Origin of the sequence: Ideonella paludis (assembly GCF_018069865.1) — a bacterium.
Classification (GTDB): domain Bacteria; phylum Pseudomonadota; class Gammaproteobacteria; order Burkholderiales; family Burkholderiaceae_C; genus Ideonella; species Ideonella paludis.
Genome location: NZ_JAGQDG010000007.1, coordinates 173,435 through 192,726 on the forward strand (window position 1 = coordinate 173,435; position 19,292 = coordinate 192,726).

Genomic DNA, 19,292 nt, shown 5'->3' on the forward strand with positions numbered 1-19,292 from the left:
CGCTCGCTTGAGGCGCAGGCCTCAGGGATATTCGAGTGCGTCCGACTGCATTTGCAGCGTCGCAAAGGCCTGCAGCGGGATGTAGCCCCCGAAGCCACCGGCATCAGCGCCCGCATCAACCATGGCCGCAAACAGCGGGTCCACGGGCAGGTTCAGTTGACGCTGGGTTTCCAGCACCAAGCGGTAGGCGTTCATCACCAAGGGGACGCGGGGCTGATAAGCCAAGATGACACGGATGCGCAGCACATTGGCGTCTTGAATGGTTTGGCCAGAGCTGGCCCCTACATTGGCCAAGCCATTCGGCCGGTACTCCAAACCACTGTTGGGAATAACGCGCAAACCACCTTGCTTGTCGGTGAGGGCGGGGTCGGCCCAATCGTTGAAGCTGGCGGTCGTGGGGTTCAGCACGGTGATGACCCGACCGCTGGACTTCAGCACCTTGTCTTGCGTGATGGCGATGGCCTGGCGCGCCCGATCCCGAGCGGCCTGCAACTGGGTGTCGTCCACACCGCCGCCGTACATGGGGACCAGTGCATTGATCAAAGCCTCTTGCATGGCATTCGGATTGGTGCCGTTGACCGACCCCGCCCGGGCTGCCATGAAGGTGGCATGGTTGAGCTGGTTCTTGGCAAAGAACAGCAAGCCATGATGAATCAAGATCATGGTCAGCAGCAGCAAGATGGGGGCCACGATGACCATTTCCACCATCGTGGCGCCGCGCTGTGCGCCACGCCGGAGTGCTGTGTTCATGACGGACGACGAAACATTCATGGAAATCAGTGCCCTGTAGCAAGGCTGGGCAACAGGTGTGCCAATGAATCACCCACCTTGATGCCCAGACGCTTGATGGCCCCTGCACTCAATTCGAGGGTATGCACAGCAGCGCGGCCACCGAGATGAAAGCGCCAGGGCTTGAGCCCCGGTGCCAGCCTCACGACCTTGGCCCCGCGGTCCAGGTAAACCACGTCGATGGTGAAGCGCATGAAGCAGGTATGGATGCTGTCACAGCGGGTGATCAACAATCCCTCATCGGGGGCGATGGAGGCTTGAAGCATCAAGCCCTTAAAGCGGGCCCAAAAAGTGTCCGCGCAGTGAATGTGAAGCGCCATGTTGTGCTCAACCGCCTGCAGCCAACAATCGCGAGACGATGGGGAATAACAAAACAATGAAGGTGCAGGGGAAGATACAGGCAATCAGAGGGAACAGCATCTTCACCGGGGCCTCGAGTGCCAACTTCTCCGCACGCATGAAGCGCTCATTGAGCCGTTGCTCGCCTTGGGTGCGCAACATCGGCCCCAAGCTCATGCCCATGCGCTCTGCTTGAATGACGCATGAGGTGAAGTGCGACAGCGATTGATCTTTGACCCGATCGCTCATATCGCGCAGGGCTTCGGCCCGAGACTTGCCGGCGCGAATGTCCCGCAAGACGCGTTGGAACTCGTCGCGCAGATAGCCTCGCGGGCCTTTGGCCACGGCCTGGGTGATGGCGCCTTGAAGGTTCAGGCCGGCTTCCACGCACAAAGTGATCACATCGAGAAAGAAGGGCAGGGCCCGCACGAACTCGCGCTGCCGCGCTTTGATGCGGTCCCGCAGCCACACCAAGGGCAAAAACCAGCCCAAGGCAGCGACCATCACGATCAGCAGCAGCGAGTTGCCGTAGCCGACTTCAAACTCACCCTTGTTGGCGTCTGCAGTGCCCAGGCCCGTCAAGATGGCCAAGAGCAGGCTCATCAGCACCACGCTGGTGATCATGAAGGCCAACTGCCCGGCGTAAAACTGCCCGGGTGAGAGCGAAAACTCCAAGCCGGCTTGGCGCAAGCGCAGCACAAAGGCCAAGCGGGTTTGGCGCGAGAGCATCCTGTCGAAGCGGGGCTCCATCCACTGCACCGGCCACCACAACATCCGGAATCCCAAGGGCGGTGGGTCTCGGAACTCGCGGTCTTCCTCCGGGGGCTCAGGCAGCAGCCCCAGAGCGAACCAAATCGCCACACCCACCACCGTGCCCATGAGCAGCGCGGCGAGTGGAAGAATCCAGGAGGCGTTGATCAGGCTGTCCACAGTCACTCACACATCAATGGTGGTGATGCGACGGATCAGCATCACCCCGACCACTTCGAGCACCACAATCACGGCCAGTGCGATCCAGCCCGGCGTGCTGTGCCACAGGCCGTGCATGCCTTCGGGCTCAATCTCATTGAGCACCAGCATCAGGGCAATCGGCATGGAGCCCACCACCCAGGCTTGCAGCTTGCCTTGGGAGGTGAGTGCGTCAATCTTCTCTTCCATCTGCAGCTTGCGGCGCACGGTGTTGGAGGTGCGCTCCAGCGTTTCGGCCAAGCCGCCGCCGGTTTCATTGGCCACCCGCATGGCAGACACCACGAGGATGGTGGTGGTCGTGGGCACGCGCCGCGCCAGGTTCGTGAGGGCACTGTCCAGCGGCATGCCCAGGCGGTTTTCGCGCAGCACCAAACCCATCTCTTGGCGCAGCGGGGCAGGGGCTTCCTCCACCAGATGATGCAGCGCGCCAGTCAGGCTCAAGCCCGCCCGCAGGCCCCCGGCAATCATCATCAGAGAGTCGGGCAATTGCTGGTCAAACTTTTTGAGGCGCGCCGCCCGCATGCGGGCGTAAATGATGCGAGGCATGGAGGCCAACAACACCAAGCCCAGCATCGCCAACAAGACGCTGTCGGTGATCAGCCAGACTGCCAGCGTGCCGGCAATCATGGCAAAAAGGTTGATACCGAAAGCCGCCTTCGGGTCGAGAGAGAGGAAGAGGTCGCGGGTGTGGGACTGGGTCAGCCGGGTGAAGCGATTCTCGTAGGCATCAATCGCCTTGGGGGCGTGTTGAATCACCAGCCACGCCGCCGCCGCCGCCGCGGCAGCCGCCGTCAATGCCACCAAGACCGGGATCAACCAATCGGCATTCATGTCAGTGCTCCAGACGATGCACTCTCTTGCAGCGGCTCTGCATTTTGGGCCAGCGCCAGCTCTTCAGAGGCGGGGGCAAACAGACGCAAGTCCAACGCGCCACCGCGCGCGTTCAGGTCTTCGTAGAAGGTGGGAATCACATCGCAGCCGGTGTAGTAGCCCCGCACCTTGCCGGCTTTGGGATGGCCTTCAGGGTAGTAGCCGCGCTGCATGAACAAGAACAAGTCTTGCATCTGGAAGCGGCCGCTTTCCATGCCACTGATCTCGGTGATGTGGGTGATGGCCCGGGTGCCGCAGGCGAATCGCGTTTGTTGGACGATGATGTCCACGGCGCTGGCAATCTGCTCGCGGATGGCCGGCAAGGGCAAATCTGCGCCCGCCATCAAGATCATGGTTTCCAAGCGGGCCAAGCCGTCGCGGGGCGTGTTGGCATGCAAGGTGGTCAGCGAGCCTTCATGGCCGGTGTTCATGGCCTGCAGCATGTCCAGGGCTTCGGCGCCCCGGCACTCGCCAATCACGACCCGGTCGGGCCGCATGCGCAGCACGTTCTTGACCAGGTCGCGGATGGCCACGGCGCCCTTGCCTTCGGCGTTCGGCGGTCGGGCTTCCAGGCTGATCAAGTGGTGGTGGTGCAGCTTCAACTCAGCCGCGTCTTCGACCGTGATCACCCGTTCGCTGTCCGGGATGAAGTTGGAGAGGATGTTCAGCAAGCTGGTTTTGCCAGAGCCCGTGCCGCCCGAGATGATGATGTTCTTGCGGGCCTCGACGCAGACCTTCAAAAAGCGCAGCATCTCTGGGCTGATGGAGCCCAGGTTCACCAAGTCTTCCCCGGTCAGTTTGCGCTTGGGGAACTTACGAATCGTGATGGCCGAGCCATGAATGGCCAGTGGCGGAATGATGGCGTTGACCCGCGAGCCATCCTTCAGGCGCGCATCCACCATGGGGCTGGATTCGTCGATATGGCGCCCCAGCGGCGCCACGATGCGCTCGATCACGCTGATCACGGCCTTGTCGCTGGTGAAGCTCAAGGGATAGGGATGGAGCTGGCCGCGCCGCTCGACATAAATGCTGTCGTAGCGGTTGACCATGATTTCGCTGATGGAGTCATCCAAGAGCAGCTCTTCCAGCGGCCCCAAGCCAACGGCTTCGTCAATCACCTGCTTGCGCAACAGGGCCGGGTTGAGCTGCGGCGGGATCTCGTCCGCCACGCTTTCCATCACCCCATCCATCAGGCTGGACGCCTCGCTGCGCAGACGCTCGTCGGTCATCGAGGAGACATCGCGACGCCGCAAGTCCATGCTTTCAATCAGCAAGCCATGCAGGCGCTTGCGCCATTCAAACTCCAAAAGCTTGAGCGGGTTGTTGGCCGCTTCTACGCGCGCAATGGGGGCCGTGGGCGCCAGCGCCTGGGGCGCAGCCATCGCCGCCGTGGCCTGAAGGGGGGCTGCCGCACGTGCCATCGGTGCGGACACCGGCGCTGCGGGCGCCGCGAGCAAAGACTGATCCTGAGCGCGGCGGCCGAACTCGGCGGCACCGCGCAAGTCTTCAGCCGTGAGCTGATTGCCGTGCAGGTGGTCGCTGGCTCGACGCGCCAAACGGCGGGTTGAGGCCAGGCTGTCTGCCGGTGCTTGCCAGGGCGCGACTTCCTGGGCACTGGCCAAGAGCTTGAGCCGGAAAGGCCCGATGACGATGCGATCGGCGACGCTGAGCGGGCCGTATTGCAGGTCAATGCGTTGGTCATTGACCTGCACGCCCCCAAAGGCGCCCAGGTCTTCAATGAAGACGCCCGACGGTGTGTTGAAGAGCCGCGCGTGCTCGCGGCCGATGCGCCAGTTGTTCAGGCGCAGATCGCATTCACTGCTCTTGCCGATGATGCAGTCATCCGCCACCGCAATGGCGCTGGTCTGCCCATCGGGCCGGGTCAGCTCAATGTTCATCATGGCTGTGGTCCTGCCTTACTGCGCACGCAGCCACTGTGCCCCGACCCAGCCGGTTTGCTCGCCCACTTTGACCGCCACAAAGTAGCCTTTACGGCCCGAGGGCAAGACTTCGACCACGGTGTTCAGGGGCAAATAGCGCAAGACGCGGCCATCGAATTCAGCGCTGGAGCGCAGAGGCAGGTCGTATTGGTTGACGCGATACATGCCCGCCGCCAAGGAGCCATCTCCGTCCACGGGCATACCAGTCAATGGCGTGGTTTCGTTGCGGGGGGCGCGTCGGGCCGCCTCTGCGGCGACGTCCGCGGCCGTTGGCTTGGCCGCTGCTGCACGCTGTGCAGCCAGGGCTTCGGCGGCCTGGGCGACGGCTTTTTCATTGGCCGCAGCTTGCGCGGCCGCAGCGGCCGCCGCGGTGGACGCCGCAGTGGACGCCGCAGTGGACGCCGCGGCCGCACTCGGGGTGGCTGCGGGGCTGCGCGCCGGTGTGGCCACAGGTGGCAAGGCTGCCGCCGCAGAAGGAGAGGGCGCCGGTACGGGGTGGGGCGTCGCCACAGCCACTGGGCTGGCAGGGGAGGTCGCCACGATGGGCGTGGGGGCGACCAAGGCCGGCTGGGGCAGCGCCGTGGGCTTGGCCTGCACGGCGTTGGCGGGTGGCAGGGTCTCAATGGCGGGCAGGTAGGGCGACTTGCCTGCGTCCTTCTCCAGCCGCTGGGTTGCGTCTTCCACCCGAGCGCTCAGGGACGAGGTGTGGGCGTCCACGATGGTCGGGGTGACAAACACCACCAACTCGGTTTCGTCATTCTGGAAGCGCTTGGAGCGGAACAAAGCGCCCAGCACGGGGATGTCGCCCAAGAACGGCACTTTGTCGATGGTGCTGGTGGTCTTGCGTGACAGCAGCCCGGCCAAGACCATGGTCTCGCCAGCCTTGACGTTGAACTCGGTGCTGGTGCGACGGGTCGACAAGGCGGGGCCGGCGTTTGTGGACAACGAAGTGTCCAGCGAGCTGACTTCGCTGTCGATCACGGCGCGCACCATATTGTTCTTGTCGACCTGCGGCACGATGTCGAGCTTGATGCCGAAGGGCTTGAAGAAGACGGTTTGGCCGTTGATGGAGGAGACGGTGTAGGGGTATTCACCGCCGGCCAGGAAGGTGGCCTTGGAGCCGTTGCGAGCCGAGAGTTGTGGCTCGGCCAAGATGCTGCCTTGGCCGTCACGCACGAGCATGTTCAGCGTGCCCGAAAGACCTAGGTTGACGGCGGTTAAGGCGCGCAAGCTGGAGGTCAGCGAGACCGTATTGGTGCCCGTGGTGCTGAGATTGGGTGAGCCCGGAATGGCGATGGTCAAGTCACCTGTCGCGCCTCGTTGGAAAGGTGACCACACGCCACCAATGGCCGCGCCGCCTGCTGCGTTCCACTTCAGACCAATCTCGCGCAGCAGGTTGGAGGGGAACTCCACCACCTTCACGTCCATCATGATCATCTTTTCCCAGCCCAGTTTGCTGGTGAAATTGACGACTTGCGGATAGCGCTTGCTCAGCTCATCAATTTTGGCCAAGTCCCGGTCGGCCAGGTTGTCGCCCTCGACGATGACTTTGTCGCCAATCACCGAGGTGCGGGCATTCGGAATGGTGGCCAGGAAGCCTGCGATCTCTTTGGCCGAGCCACGGGCGTCATTGGCCGTGACGGTGACCTTCATGCCCGTCATGCGGCCGGCCGCGTCCCAGAACATCATATTGGTCACGCCGGGGGCATTGGCAAACACCAGCACATCGCGCCCATCCAGCACATTGGCAGTCAGCAGCTGGCCATTGCCCACGGCAATGCGTTTGACGCCAGGGGCCGGGAACAAGCGGGTCTCACCCACATACAACTGCACCTCGGCCTCGGCCACGGCGGCCGGTGCGGGGGTGGTGGTGCTGCGTGCGGCTGGCGTGCCGGGCGTCTGGGCTTGCAGGCCCCAGGGCAGGCATAAAGCGGCCAGCGCATAGAGAGCTTGGGGAGAAGCCTTGGGGCGGAGAGAGAAAGAGAACAACATGGGGATTCCGGTGCGCAGGGTTGCCTAGAGGGTCAGGGCCTTCACCGGCCGGTCGTGCTGGGCGCAGCCGCAGCGGTAGGGGGGGCATCATTCGGCGCTGCAGAGAGATTGCTCATCACCTTGCCTTGGGAGCTCGATTTGCCGGCGCCGCCATAAAGCACTTGCACCTCGGGCGCAGGGGGCGCAGCAGGGCGACCTCTGGGCGCGGCCGAGGGCGCGGTGGGGCCATCTTCCATCAGACTCACATCGACCTCTTCCACGGCGCCCGCCGGTTTGTCATTGGGGTTGCGCAGCAGCGCCGTGATCTTGCCCATCTCGCGGGCGCTGATCACATTGCGGGCTTGCTCGGGCGTCGTGTTGAGGGTGACGGTGGAGTAGCGGCGTGACTCGCCCGTGCGGGGGTCATTGGCCACGCGCTGGCCCGTGGCCATCACTTCGACGCCCAGCAGCACCGGCACTGGCGCAGAGCGGCGGCCGCCTTGGCTCGTGGTGAGCATCAGGTCGATCAAGTCGCCCGGCTCCACCAAGCCCGAGATGGAACTGATTTCGTCCACTTGCATCGTCACTGCGCGCCGACCGGGTTCGACCCGGGCCGAGAACGTCGCAGCGCCACCTTGAATCAGGCTGGGTAAGATCATCTCGCCCGCTTTGATGGGATAAGCCAGCAGTTTGCCTTCGACCCGTTCAAAGTCGCTGGCTTTGAGCGCCAGGGAATGAGCGTACTCCACCGGAATCTCGCGAGCGGCGACCGTTTCAGCGCTGATGGCGTCGCCCCGGCCCAAGGGGCGCTTGGCCACGATCATCTGTACTTTTTGGCCGCTCTCCAGGTTGGCCTGGGCGGCGATGGCCGCCTTTTGGCGGTTCAAGTAGCTCAGGCTGAGCATGGCGGACGCGCCACCCAAAACCAGGGCCACCACCAAAATGATCCAGGTGCGCCGCGTGGCGCCCCGGGTGGACTTGAGAGAGGGGGAGGCGGTGGGTGCGTTCACAACAAAAGCTCAGCAAAAAATGTGCAGGACAAACCGGAGCGGTGCGGCCCTAGGTGGGCAAAGACAAGGCATAGCTGAAGCGCTTATAGGCTTCTTGAAGGGCGGCGAACATTTGGTCTAACACGGAGACATTGCCGTCATAAGGGATCAGCAAGATCACAGAAAAGGCCGCCAAAACAATCACATATTCGACCATGGTCTGCCCTTGCTGGGCCTGACGGGAGCGGAATTTCATACCTCGAATCATCTGGCTTAGCCTCCGGCAACAGTGACTAAAAATACAGCGGTTTGTCCCTGCGGTTCCACAGAAATGGTGGCCGTGGCCTCTTTGCCATCGCCGCGAAAAAACAGCAATTCACCGGGCGCCCCAGCATTTTGGCGCTCAGCGCTGGTTTGCCGCTCCAGCGCATAGCCTTCGCCTTTGAGCATACCTACTAAATGGCTTGAGTTGATCGCGATGGAGCTGGTATTCGTGAAGAGTAGCTGCATACTTTTGCGCGCGCCATCCACACTCGTGCTGTGGCTCTTGATCACCGAGCCCAGAGGCAGCCGATCTTGCAGGCGACCGAGCCTGGCGCGGTAATCGTCGCGCATTTCAGCGGCCGCGCGCATATCCGTGATGCCAATCACCCCCCGGCAGCCCGGAAAAGTCGCTTCAATCTGCACGGTGACATAAAAACCGTCCAGATACTTGGCTAAAACCATGGTCCGGCCCTGGGCACTGCGTGCCACTGGTGGCCCTAAGCTTTTCTCGAACCAGGCCGTGACCGCACCGGGCTTGTCCGGGCTGGCAAAGCCGAACATGCGCATGGGCGTGCCGTTGTGGATCATGGGGCCGCCCATGTCCTGCGCCACAGCGCGCGGCGGGAGCTTCACCTCGGGCCACGCCCAAGCCGTGCCACCCAAACCCCAGAGCAAAGTGACCAGCAGCGCTGTGCACCAAGCCCGGCGCAGCCCATGCCCAGCAGACCCTAAGAGACCCCAAAAATGCATCACAGGCAACAAGCGCAGTGCGCGCGGCTTAATTCGGCTTCTTGCGATCGGGCGGAGCGACCTCCTGCCAAAAATCGAGTTTGCCAATCTCCGGTCCCTTGATGCGCCCAGAAGCTTCGACGTCCGACACCACTTGGCGGATCGTGTCAGACGTGTATTGGGTGTATTGATTGGCGAGGTTCAGCCCTTGAGAGGGAAACACCCAGGCAAACACATCGCCTTCTTGGGTGGCCATTTGGCGGATGACCTGGGCTGGGTCTTTGGCCGTCCAGGGTGAGGTGAGCGTGGTGGTTCGAGCGGACAACTTCATGTCCAGGGTGTCGAAGGGCGAGAAGCTGGACTCCATGAAGCCAGGCGTGCGAGAGGGCAATTTGTTCAGGCTGACTTCCACGGTGGCCGTGAACAGGCCGCGCCCTTTCAAGCCGATGTACTTTGGCGCCATGCCACCATTGGCGAAGGCATCGCGCCCTAGAGCATCTTTGCCAAAAAAGTCTGTCGAGGGGTCAAAGCCGCCAGCCGTACCAGCACCTTGGCCGGTCGGTCCGTACTTGATGGTCACTGCCGCACTGGGGTTGCTCAGCAAGCGTTGGTTGGCGGGGTCGGTCCAATTCACTGGCCCAGTGGCGGGGCTGGCGGGGTTGGAGACGATTTTGCTGTCGTTCTCGCCAAAAAACCGGTTCTGCACCTCGCGAGCCAGTACATCCTCGGGCCGCCAATTGCCGGAGTCGTCCGACTGGGTGCGAGCCTCAAACGCCACATAGCGGCTGGCCATCTGAGTTTGATGCTGCACATCCTGATACTTGGCGATCAGGGGCATCAAGAGCAGAAACGGCACGATGACGCCGGCCAAGAGGATGATGAACTCGGTCATCGCTTGGCCATGGGGGCGGTGGGTCGTTCGCAGCGTCAATTGATGCCTCCAGCGCCTTGCAAGCCGCGGGCGGCATCCACTTCGCCCTTGGCATCGGCCAGGCGGGTGTGCCAGTAGGGATTGAAGAGGTTGGGGCGCTCTTCGGCGTTGAAGTACTTGTTCAGCCGGGCGGCACCGTCGCGCCGGAAAAAGGTTTCCGTCTTGGCCACGGCCACCATCTCACCGGCATTGCCTGCAGGCTGGGCTTTGTAAGCATTGAGCTTGGGGGTGGTCTTGATGCTGGAGCGCGCCTCTGAGGTGGCGGTGTCGCTGATCTTGCGCATCACGCGGATGCCAAACACCATGCGCGCCTTCTCATCCTGCTCATCAGGCGTGAGCTTGGGATCTTGCAGCAGGTCGAAATAATCGGGGATGCCCGAGTAACCACTGCCGCCAGAAGGGCCATTGCCAAAAGAGTTGCGCCCAAACAGCAGCTTGCGGCGCTGGGGTGTGCTGCAGTCTTCAAAGCTATAGAACTCCTCGACCAACTCGTCTTCAGAGGTCCAGCGTGCAAAGCCCGGTTTGCCGGGGGCGTCCAGGTTGCCGGCCTCGGCGTCTTCGGTGATCCAGGTCTTGCCGCGCCGGATCAGCTTGTCGGTTTGGCCTGCACAAAACGTGCTGTTCACCGACATCTCCCAGTCGCGCATCATGGGGGTGGTGTCGGACGTTCCTGGCTCGCCAATGAAGGGGTCTTGCCGCTGTGCTGCCAACACGCCGCTCAGCATCCGGCCTCGGTCGGTGCCGCTCATGATGCGCACAAAGCCGCCTCCGCCATTGCGCCACTCGGCTTCGTCATCCGCAGCGCCCAGGCTGTTGGACAAGGGGTTGGGGTCGGCGACGGGGGGATTGCCTTCGTTGGCGTAGGCGGTTCTCAGCACCGCGTCAATGGCGTCTTGTCGCGATTGACGCAGTGCCTTGAAGGCGATCAGTTGCGACTGCGAGATGGTGAACAGATTGCGCTGGTCGGACAAGCCTGTCAGCGCGCCCAGCACACCGCTGTCTACCAGCTCGCCTTGCATTTGCGGCGCATGTCGCTGCGCAGCGGCCACGGGGGCGGCCATCTCAGGGTACTTGCCAGAGAGCAGCACCACGGCGTCTTCGCCTGCCGAGTTGAGCATGGTCAACCACGATTGCAGGCTGTTCATCTGGGCAATGGCGACCGTGTTGGCCATGATGACCCGGTTGCCATAAGCCGTGTAATTCAGGGTTCTGGCGTCCAACAGACCGGCGGCGTACACAGCCGCGTCGGTGGTGTTCACCAGCTTGGTCTTCTCGCGGATCAGCTGACCCGAATTGAAGACAAAGAAAAGCATTGCGGCGGCCACAGCCGCCACAAAAAGCCCGAAGACCAGCACCTGGCCGCGTTGACTGCTTCTACGCATGGTTTCTCACTGTAGAGCAGCCAAGGGCCACGGTGCAAAGCCTCTTACTGGCTGGTCTTGTTGTAGGAATCCAAGCCCTTGGTCTTTTTAGCTTCGCTGTCGGCTTTGCCCGCAGCGGTCTGGGCTTGGCCGATCTGGGTCGCAGCGTCCTTGCCGGAGATTTCAGCAGCGATACCGGCGGTTTGGTTACGCACGGTACTACCGAAGAACTGGTAAGTCACGATTGCGGCCACGGCGATCAGGGCGACGATGATGATGTACTCGGTCATGCCTTGGCCGCGTTGGGTGGCACGAGCTTGCTTGGCGACTTGCTTGAACATGGTGAGACCTTTCAGGTAAACACAGGAATATATGAGGGTGACTCGGAGCGTCCGCGAGATTTTGAAACAGCCTGTTTCGCCACTCTCCGAGCCCAGAACCTTGGTGCGGAATGAATTCTATGGGGCGCCTTGCTGCGCCGATACCTTCTTTGCGGCGTCCGCTGTGCGGTGCGTCACGAACTCATACAAATCATGGCCTCAAGGGGGTGTTGGAGCCGGCCGATAGGCCGCCATCACTGGGCCTCATGCCGCTGCAAGTGTGACGTATGCCCGCTAACAGCGTCTGTGCGGACGCATCCCAACTGAATCGGGCCGCTTGCAACACCCCTGCTTGCCGCATGGCTTCAGCGCGGCGATCGTCGTTCAGCACTTCATGCATGGCGGCCGCTAAGCCGCCCTCATCGCTGGGGTGAACCAGCAGGGCGGCCTCGCCGGCCACTTCGGGCAGCGCTGTGCTGTTGGCGGTGATCACGGGCACGCCGCTGGCCATGGCCTCCAACACCGGCATGCCAAAGCCTTCGGCAAACGTGGGGTAGGCGAAGAGCTGAGCATGGCGCAGCACGGCAGGCAGTTGCGTGTCGCTGACTTTCTCCAGGACCTTGACTCTGTCGTTAAGCCCCAAGGCGGCGATGGTCTCGAACACGGCGTCATGCTGGAAGTCGCGCTGGCCCACAATCACCAAAGGCGGTGAGTCGGGCGGCAGGGTTGCATAGGCTTTGAGCAAGGTGACATGGTTTTTGCGCGGCTCCAGCCGGCCCACAGTCAAGAGGTAGCGGCCGGGCGTGAGCCCCAAGGCGCGCACGAGATCTTCACCGTCAGTGCCCGGGTAGAAGCGGCTGTGGTCGACCGCATTGGCGGTGACATGAATCGCCTCAGGCGCCAAGCCGTATTGCCGCACCATCTCTTGGCGGGAATAGTCGCTGACCGTCAGCAACAAGGCTGACTTCTGGGCGGCTTGGGTGCAAAAGTAGTGCATCTGCCGCGCAAAGCTGGGCTCAAAGTACTGCGGATGGGTCTCGAACAGCACATCGTGGATGGTGCAGGCAAAGCGCCCCCTTCGCAGCAGCGGCAGCTTGTATTGCATGTGCAGCACATCCAGCTTGTGCCGCCATTGCAGCCAGGGGAGCTGCAGGCCCAAGCGCAGCACACCCGGCCACTTGGGCATGCGCACCAGAGTGACGTTTGGCGCTGCGAATTCGGCATGAGCTTGTCTGAGGCTGTCCGTGCCCTCTAAAAAGAAGATGAAGTCGATGTCCGGGCCTAGGCGAATGGCCGCGCGGTAGAGGCCCAGGATGTGGCTGCGTGAGCCTTGAAACAGCTCGTCCCACACATGGAAGTCCACCCCCAGGCGTATGCGTTGAGCGGGGGCGGCAGCAGAGGTGGAAGGGGATGACATGTGGGCTTTGGCGTGGCGTGCTCGCTGGGTGGCCCAGGAGGGGCGCTCAGCTGGAGCGGCGGATGCTAGCAGTGGCCAAGCCTAGGCACAGCAGCAGGCCTGCCCAAAATTTGGCGTTTCACAGGGGCGCGCACGGGGGCGCTGGGCGGCGGGTCTTGGAGCCGAGCAAGACGATCAAGGCCCCCGCGCCCCCCTCTGGGCCGCTGGCTTGGGTGAAAGCAATCACCTCCTGGCGCTGCGCCAGCCAGCGCTGAACCTTGGTCTTCAAGATGGGTTGGCGCCCGGGCGAGCCGTGGCCTTTGCCATGCACCACGCGCAGGCAGCGCCGGCCTTGTTGGTGGGCCTTCAGGATGAAGCTGGCCACGGCCTCTCGGGCCTCGTCGCGGCGCAGGCCGTGCAGGTCGATCTCGCCCTGGATGGACCATTGCCCCCGCCGCAGGCGCGACAGCACATCTTCAGACACCTCGGGGCGGCGATAGCTCAGGCCGTCGTCGGTGAGCAGCAGCGACTCCACATCCACCTCGTCGGAGAGTGCCTCGCGCAGGGCGGCGGCTTCATCGGCCAGGGTTTGCCGGGGCTCGGGGGTGGGCACGCTGCGCGGCAATTCAGCCCGGCCAGTGTCCTTGAGCGGGGCGACCGGCCCCACGCTGAGCGCAAACAACTGCCGCTCGCGGGCCAGCCGAGCCGCTTCGGCCGCCTCTTGGGCGCGCCGCGCTTCTTCTTGCAGCCGTGCTTGGCGCAAGGCCTCACGCACGGCGCCCAGCTCTTTCCAGTCTTTCACCATCACCATGCGGCCATGATGCCCGTTTTATGCGGGCGGCGTGCGCCAGCGGCTTACATCAGGCCTCGCTCGGCCAAGCTGACCACCTCGCCTTGGCCCACGACCATGTGGTCTAAGACCCGCACATCCACGAGGGCCAGCGCCGTTTGGATGGATTTGGTCAAAAACTCATCGGCCCGCGAAGGCTCGGCCACGCCCGAGGGGTGGTTGTGGGCCAGGATCACCGCAGCGGCGTTCATCTCCATGGCTCGGCGCACCAGCTCGCGTGGATAGACGCTGGTTTGGCTCAGCGTGCCCTGAAACAGCTCTTGCCAGGCGATCAGCCGGTGTTGGGCGTCCAAGAACATGACTGCAAACACCTCGCGGCTCTGGCCACCCAACTGCAGCGCGGCATAGTCTTTGACCCGCTGCACCGTGTCAAACGCGGGTTTGGCGCTGAGTTGCTGGGCCAAGGCGCGGCGTGAGATCTCCAGCACGGCGCTGACCTCTGCCCGTTTGGCCGGGCCCAAGCCCTTGACGCCCTTGATGTCGTCAGCGCTGCAGTGCAGCAGGCCACCAAAGCCATTGAAGCGCTTGAGCAGCGCGTCGGCCATGTCCAGCACACCCATGCCCCGTGTGCCCGTGCGCAGCAGCAGGGCCAGGAGTTCGGCATCAGCCAGGGCTGCAGGGCCCTGGGCCAAGAGCTTTTCACGCGGGCGCAGGGCTCGGGGCAAGTCCTTGATCGTCATGTTTCCTCCCTGATTCGGGGCACGTTCACGGCTTGTGACGAGGGCCTGCGTGGGCCACCCCTAAAATCGGCCCCAGCGTATCAGTTTGAGGTCGTGCTTGTGAATACCATTCAGCCAGGGTCTTTCCTGACCCTGCATTACCGGCTTGCCGGCCCGGACGGGGCCGATGTGGTCACGACTTTTCAAGATAAGCCCGCCACCTTGTCGCTGGGTGCGGGCCAGTTGGCGCCCGCCATTGAAGCCAGATTGCTGGGCTTGGCAGAGGGCGCGCACACCACCTTTACCTTGGCGCCGGGCGAGGCCTTTGGCGACCGCAACCCCGACATGGTGCAACGCATGAAGCGCAGCGCCTTGGACGGCATGGCCGACCCCGACGCCGAATACAGCGTGGGCGACGTGGTGGAGTTCCCCACACCCGATGGCCGCGGCCGCTTTGCCGGCGTGCTGCAAGCGCAAGGCGAAGGCTGGTTGGAGTTTGACTTCAACCACCCCTTGGCCGGCAAGGCTGTGACCTTTGAGGTCCAAATCATTGGAGTGATGTGATGAGCGTGCCTGCGATGAACAATGCGGAGGTGCTGCTGGCCGAGCCGCGCGGCTTTTGCGCCGGGGTGGACCGCGCCATCGAGATCGTCGAGCGCGCCCTGGTGCGCTTTGGGCGGCCCATTTATGTGCGCCACGAGATCGTCCACAACACTTATGTGGTGAACGACCTCAAGGCCAAGGGCGCCATCTTCATTGAGGACTTGGCCGACGTGCCCCCGGGCGCTACCCTGGTGTTCTCGGCGCATGGCGTCTCGCAAGCCGTGCGCCAAGAGGCGGCCGAGCGCGGCTTTCAGGTCTTTGATGCCACCTGCCCGCTGGTCACCAAGGTGCATGTGGAAGTCGCCAAGCTGTCTAAAGAGGGTTATGAGTTCATCATGATTGGCCACAAAGGCCACCCCGAGGTGGAAGGCACCATGGGGCAGTTGCATGAAGGCATTTACCTGGTGGAAGACGTGGCCGATGTGGCCACCGTCCCCGTCACCCGCCCAGACAAGCTGGCGGTGGTGACCCAGACCACCCTGAGCGTGGATGACGCCGCCGAGATCTTGAATGCCGTGAAGGCCCGCTTCCCGCTGGTGCGCGAGCCCAAGAAGCAAGACATTTGCTACGCCACCCAGAACCGCCAAGATGCCGTCAAGCTGTTGGCGCCCCAGGTCGATGTGGTGGTGGTGGTGGGCAGCCCCACGAGCTCTAACTCCAACCGCTTGCGCGAATTGGCCGACCGCTTGGGCACGCCCGCCTATATGGTCGATGGTGCAGACGACCTGCAAGCCGAGTGGTTTGAAGGCCGGCAACGGGTGGGCCTGACGGCCGGGGCGTCAGCGCCTGACGTGCTGGTGCAGCAGGTGATTGCCCGCTTGCGCGAGCTTGGGGCGCTGGCTGTGCGCCGCCTGCCCGGGGTGGAGGAAACCATCGAGTTCCCGCTGCCCAAAGGCCTGGGCGACAAGTCCATGGCCGAGTTCGCTGCATCGCGATCCTGAGCCCCGGGTACCTGGTTTTTGAACGAATGCTGAGTGGCTGCTGGCCAGGCCCTGTGCGGTCGGCTCCCTGCGCCACTCCTCACTGCTGAATCATTTTTGAGGACTGTCATGCTGGACATCACCCAATTGCGCCGCGACTTGGACGGCGTGGTCGCCAAACTCAACGCCCGCAAGTCGCCCCAAGCCTTCTTGGATGTGGCCCGTTTCACCGAGCTGGAGGCCGAGCGCAAAGCGTTGCAGGTCAAAACCGAGGAGCTGCAGTCGCGTCGTAACGCACTGTCTAAGCAGATCGGCATGAAGAAGGGCAAGGGCGAAGACGCTTCGGCCGAAATGGCAGAGGTCGGTGGCATTGGCGACGCCCAAAAGGCCGGTGCCGAGCGCCTGGAGGCCATTCAGGCCGAGCTCAACCACATGCTGATGAGCATTCCCAACCTGCCGCACGACAGCGTGCCGGTGGGGGCCGACGAAGCCGGCAATGTGGAAGTGCGCCGCTGGGGCACGCCCCGCAGCTTTGACTTCGACATCAAAGACCATGTGGACCTGGGCGCGCCCTTAGGGCTTGACTTTGACACCGGCGCCAAGCTCTCGGGCTCACGTTTCTCCTTCCTGAAGGGCCCCGCCGCCCGTCTGCACCGCGCCTTGGCGCAGTTCATGCTGGACATGCAAACCCAACAGCACGGCTACACCGAGTGCTACACGCCCTACATCGTCAACCGTGAAGTGCTGGAAGGCACGGGCCAACTGCCCAAGTTCAAGGAAGACATGTTCTGGGTCAGCCGTGGCGGAGATGAAACCCAGGCCGAGCAATACCTGATCAGCACCTCGGAGATTTCGCTGACCAATAGCGTGCGCGAGCAAGTCTTGAAGGCCGACGAGTTGCCCATCAAGCTGACGGCGCACAGCCCCTGCTTCCGCTCGGAAGCGGGCTCGGCCGGGCGCGACACGCGCGGCATGATCCGCCAGCATCAGTTTGACAAGGTGGAGATGGTGCAGATCACCCACCCAGACCACAGCTATGCGGCGCTGGACGAGATGGTCGGCCATGCCGAAGCCGTGCTGCAGGCCTTGGGCTTGCCTTACCGCGTGCTGGCGCTGTGCACCGGCGACATGGGCTTCACGGCGGCCAAGACCTTCGACTTGGAAGTGTGGGTGCCGGCGCAGAACGCCTATCGCGAGATCAGCTCCTGCTCGAACTGCGAGGCTTTCCAGGCACGCCGCATGCAAACCCGCTTCAAAAATGCCCAGGGCAAAAATGAGCTGGTGCACACCTTGAATGGCTCCGGCCTGGCCGTGGGCCGCACCTTGGTGGCCGTGCTGGAAAACTACCAACAAGCCGATGGCTCGATCGAAGTGCCTGAAGCGCTGCGCCCCTATCTGGGCGGCGCCACGGTGCTGAAGGCCTGAAGACGCTCAGGCCAGGGTGAGGGTCGCCAGCCCGTAGCTGGCGGGCCCCATCTGCCACTGCACCCCGCCACGCTTGGTGTCGAGCTGTACCTCGGGCCTCACCAAGGTCGAGGCCTCGGGCAGCCCGGGGCTGTCGAACAGGGCTTTGGCCTGGACTTGCTCGACACTGGCGGCTTGCACCTGCACGCCGGGCAGGCTGAGCCTGATGGCGCCCGCGCGCGCCGGGTCTTTGTTGATCACCACCACCTGCACGGTTTTGCCCTGGCGTGCGGCCACGGCGCTCGCCAGCGGCATGTTCGGCCAGGCTGCGGAAAAGCTGATGCCGGTGGCTTTGGCCGTGGTCTCCACCTTGACCTGGCTGGCCACGATGTGCCCACCGGCGAGCAAACGCCGAAACATCTTCAGCGCATGAAAGGCCGGCCGCACTGGCGGCGGATTGGCTTGGGTCAGCACCTCAAAAGCACCAAAGATCCAATTGCCGTTCAGCGACCAGTGCGCCCCCAGCTCCATCTGGGGCTCATGCGCCATCATGCGCAACAGGTCTGCCACAAACAGCGCGCCTCCTTGCGTCATCACATAGCCGTTCTGGCGAATCTCTTTGTCTTTGATGCGGGTGGAGGTGAAGTAGCTGTTGTACTCCGTCACCCCAATGCGCGGCAGTGGCAGCTTGGCCGTCTTGGGGTGCTGGCGCCACAGCTCGTTGATCAGGCCCGGTACCCGGCGCAGGGTTTCGCTGCCGGCGGCAGCGCCCCAGTAGAGCTGCTCATCGCTGCCCAAGGCCACCGGGTAGCCCTCTGCGTTGGTGGCGCCGGTGATCAGCGGCATATACCAATGCACCGCTAAAAAACTCAGGTCTTGTGGGCGCTCAATGCCGTCGAGCATCTTCTTGGCCCAGCCCAGGTGCTCGCCCACCACGGTGGCGATTTCGCTGTTGGGCCGCCACGGCCTGCCAGAGTAGGTGTCCAGCGCAAACGGCAGGCCCACCTTGATGCTGGGGTCCACCGCCTTGATGGCCGCGAGCACCGCATTGACCCGCCGGGCAAAGTGCTCCGTCTTGAGATAGAGCGGGTGATTGCGCTCCATCACATAAGGCTCATTGCCCAGCTCCCAATACAGGACTTTGGGCAGTGGCTTGCCGCTCAGGCGCGAGACATGGGTTTGGTGGTTGGTGAATCGCACCCACTCGGCTGCCTGCTGGGCCAGCTCGGCATCACTGCCTTGGTGCATGTTCAGCTCGATCAAGGGCTGGGCGCCGACATGCTCGCAGGCTTCCAAGAACTCGATCGTGCCGTAGAAAATCTTCTGAAACGGCTGACCCGGGTAGGTGAATACCGGCTTGCGCTGGGCCACAGGGCCAAGGCCTTGCTTCCAGTGGTAGGTGTCGGGCACGCCGGGGTAGCGCAGCACGGTGGGCGCCAGCTCCTTAGCGCGGTTGGCTGGGCCATCGCGCCAGCGGCCGTCATGGTCCATCAGGCCTTCGCTGCCATAGACCCAAGGCGTGTTGCTGCCCACGAGCAAGGGGTTGGCTGCGTGCAGCAGCTCCTGCACTTTGACCTCAACCTCAATCGCGTGCTGGCCACCGCTTTGCGCCAAGCTGGGCAGGCTGGCCCCGGCTGCAGCCGTGGTGGCCAGCACTTGGCGGCGGTTGAGCGAAAGACCGGTTGGGCGAGGGCTGTGGCGCATGGGGCGGGAAGCAAGCAGCAGCGAAGCCCTGATTGTGAGATCAAGCCAGAATCACGCGCGGGGCCGGGGGCTCTAGCCCTTCAGAAATCGGCTAGAATGCGCAGCTTCACCAAAATCGACCGGTGAACACCCGAATCAGGAGAGGTGGCAGAGTGGTCGAATGTACCTGACTCGAAATCAGGCGTACGGTATCCCCGTACCGAGGGTTCGAATCCCTCCCTCTCCGCCACGAACACGCCCGCAGCTTTACCGCTGCGGGCGTTTTTCTTTGTCCGCATTCACCC

The 19,292-nt window shown here is 63.1% G+C and carries 19 protein-coding genes and 1 tRNA gene; 4 read left to right on the forward strand and 16 right to left on the reverse strand.

The features are described from left to right. Positions 1-21: 21 nt before the first annotated feature. The 15 genes from KAK11_RS17820 to radC form a co-directional block, all read right to left on the reverse strand. Positions 22-750, reverse strand: coding sequence for a TadE/TadG family type IV pilus assembly protein (locus tag KAK11_RS17820; RefSeq protein ID WP_210810662.1), 729 nt, complete (start codon positions 748-750; stop codon positions 22-24). 26 nt (positions 751-776) lie between these two features. Then, entirely contained in the window at positions 777-1,109 is a 333-nt protein-coding gene (locus tag KAK11_RS17825; protein ID WP_210810663.1) for a DUF192 domain-containing protein, read from the reverse strand. Positions 1,110-1,116: 7 nt separating this feature from the next. Continuing rightward, positions 1,117-2,064: a type II secretion system F family protein gene (locus tag KAK11_RS17830; protein WP_310737827.1), complete on the reverse strand. Its 948-nt coding sequence runs from the start codon at positions 2,062-2,064 to the stop codon at positions 1,117-1,119. Then, positions 2,065-2,928 (reverse strand): type II secretion system F family protein, encoded by an 864-nt coding sequence (locus tag KAK11_RS17835; RefSeq protein ID WP_210810664.1) that lies wholly within the window; start codon positions 2,926-2,928, stop codon positions 2,065-2,067. Continuing rightward, entirely contained in the window at positions 2,925-4,868 is a 1,944-nt protein-coding gene (locus KAK11_RS17840; RefSeq protein ID WP_210810665.1) for a TadA family conjugal transfer-associated ATPase, read from the reverse strand. Before KAK11_RS17840 ends, KAK11_RS17835 begins: the two co-directional genes overlap by 4 nt. Positions 4,869-4,883: 15 nt before the next feature. Next, complete coding sequence (locus tag KAK11_RS17845) at positions 4,884-6,899, reverse strand: secretin GspD/PilQ domain-containing protein (protein ID WP_210810666.1); 2,016 nt, start codon at positions 6,897-6,899, stop codon at positions 4,884-4,886. A 41-nt stretch (positions 6,900-6,940) separates the two neighbouring features. After that, positions 6,941-7,888 (reverse strand): Flp pilus assembly protein CpaB, encoded by a 948-nt coding sequence (cpaB, locus tag KAK11_RS17850; RefSeq protein ID WP_210810667.1) that lies wholly within the window; start codon positions 7,886-7,888, stop codon positions 6,941-6,943. A gap of 49 nt (positions 7,889-7,937) precedes the next feature. After that, positions 7,938-8,123, reverse strand: coding sequence for a hypothetical protein (locus KAK11_RS17855; protein WP_210810668.1), 186 nt, complete (start codon positions 8,121-8,123; stop codon positions 7,938-7,940). Between the two features lie 17 nt (positions 8,124-8,140). Next, a complete protein-coding gene (locus KAK11_RS17860) occupies positions 8,141-8,719 on the reverse strand; it encodes a hypothetical protein (protein WP_210810669.1) in 579 nt (192 codons plus the stop codon). 190 nt (positions 8,720-8,909) lie between these two features. Next, a complete protein-coding gene (locus tag KAK11_RS17865; protein WP_210810670.1) occupies positions 8,910-9,791 on the reverse strand; it encodes a hypothetical protein in 882 nt (293 codons plus the stop codon). Then, entirely contained in the window at positions 9,788-11,173 is a 1,386-nt protein-coding gene (locus tag KAK11_RS17870; protein ID WP_210810671.1) for a Tad domain-containing protein, read from the reverse strand. Before KAK11_RS17870 ends, KAK11_RS17865 begins: the two co-directional genes overlap by 4 nt. A gap of 44 nt (positions 11,174-11,217) precedes the next feature. Further along, the gene (locus tag KAK11_RS17875; RefSeq protein ID WP_210810674.1) at positions 11,218-11,493 is read right to left on the reverse strand and encodes a Flp family type IVb pilin; all 276 of its coding nucleotides are present in this window, start codon (positions 11,491-11,493) and stop codon (positions 11,218-11,220) included. A 190-nt stretch (positions 11,494-11,683) separates the two neighbouring features. Further along, positions 11,684-12,889: a glycosyltransferase family 4 protein gene (locus KAK11_RS17880; RefSeq protein WP_210810675.1), complete on the reverse strand. Its 1,206-nt coding sequence runs from the start codon at positions 12,887-12,889 to the stop codon at positions 11,684-11,686. A gap of 118 nt (positions 12,890-13,007) precedes the next feature. Continuing rightward, positions 13,008-13,679 (reverse strand): Smr/MutS family protein, encoded by a 672-nt coding sequence (locus KAK11_RS17885; RefSeq protein WP_246499116.1) that lies wholly within the window; start codon positions 13,677-13,679, stop codon positions 13,008-13,010. 44 nt (positions 13,680-13,723) lie between these two features. Continuing rightward, complete coding sequence (radC, locus tag KAK11_RS17890) at positions 13,724-14,398, reverse strand: RadC family protein (protein ID WP_210810676.1); 675 nt, start codon at positions 14,396-14,398, stop codon at positions 13,724-13,726. Positions 14,399-14,497: 99 nt separating this feature from the next. On the opposite strand from radC, the gene KAK11_RS17895 reads away from it, so the two are divergent. The 3 genes from KAK11_RS17895 (at position 14,498) to serS (ending at position 17,325) form a co-directional block, all read left to right on the forward strand. Continuing rightward, positions 14,498-14,941 (forward strand): FKBP-type peptidyl-prolyl cis-trans isomerase, encoded by a 444-nt coding sequence (locus tag KAK11_RS17895; RefSeq protein ID WP_210810678.1) that lies wholly within the window; start codon positions 14,498-14,500, stop codon positions 14,939-14,941. Further along, complete coding sequence (gene ispH / locus KAK11_RS17900) at positions 14,941-15,921, forward strand: 4-hydroxy-3-methylbut-2-enyl diphosphate reductase (RefSeq protein ID WP_246499118.1); 981 nt, start codon at positions 14,941-14,943, stop codon at positions 15,919-15,921. Before KAK11_RS17895 ends, ispH begins: the two co-directional genes overlap by 1 nt. A 108-nt stretch (positions 15,922-16,029) precedes the next feature. Then, positions 16,030-17,325 carry a serine--tRNA ligase gene (gene serS / locus KAK11_RS17905; protein ID WP_210810679.1) on the forward strand — a complete coding sequence of 432 codons (1,296 nt, stop codon included), beginning with the start codon at positions 16,030-16,032 and terminating at the stop codon, positions 17,323-17,325. 6 nt (positions 17,326-17,331) lie between these two features. Here the strand turns inward: serS and KAK11_RS17910 are convergent, their stop codons facing one another. After that, positions 17,332-19,008 carry an alpha-L-arabinofuranosidase family protein gene (locus KAK11_RS17910; RefSeq protein WP_210810680.1) on the reverse strand — a complete coding sequence of 559 codons (1,677 nt, stop codon included), beginning with the start codon at positions 19,006-19,008 and terminating at the stop codon, positions 17,332-17,334. A 138-nt stretch (positions 19,009-19,146) separates the two neighbouring features. Here KAK11_RS17910 and KAK11_RS17915 point away from each other — a divergent pair. Next, positions 19,147-19,237: transfer RNA gene (locus KAK11_RS17915), tRNA-Ser, on the forward strand. Positions 19,238-19,292: the final 55 nt, after the last annotated feature.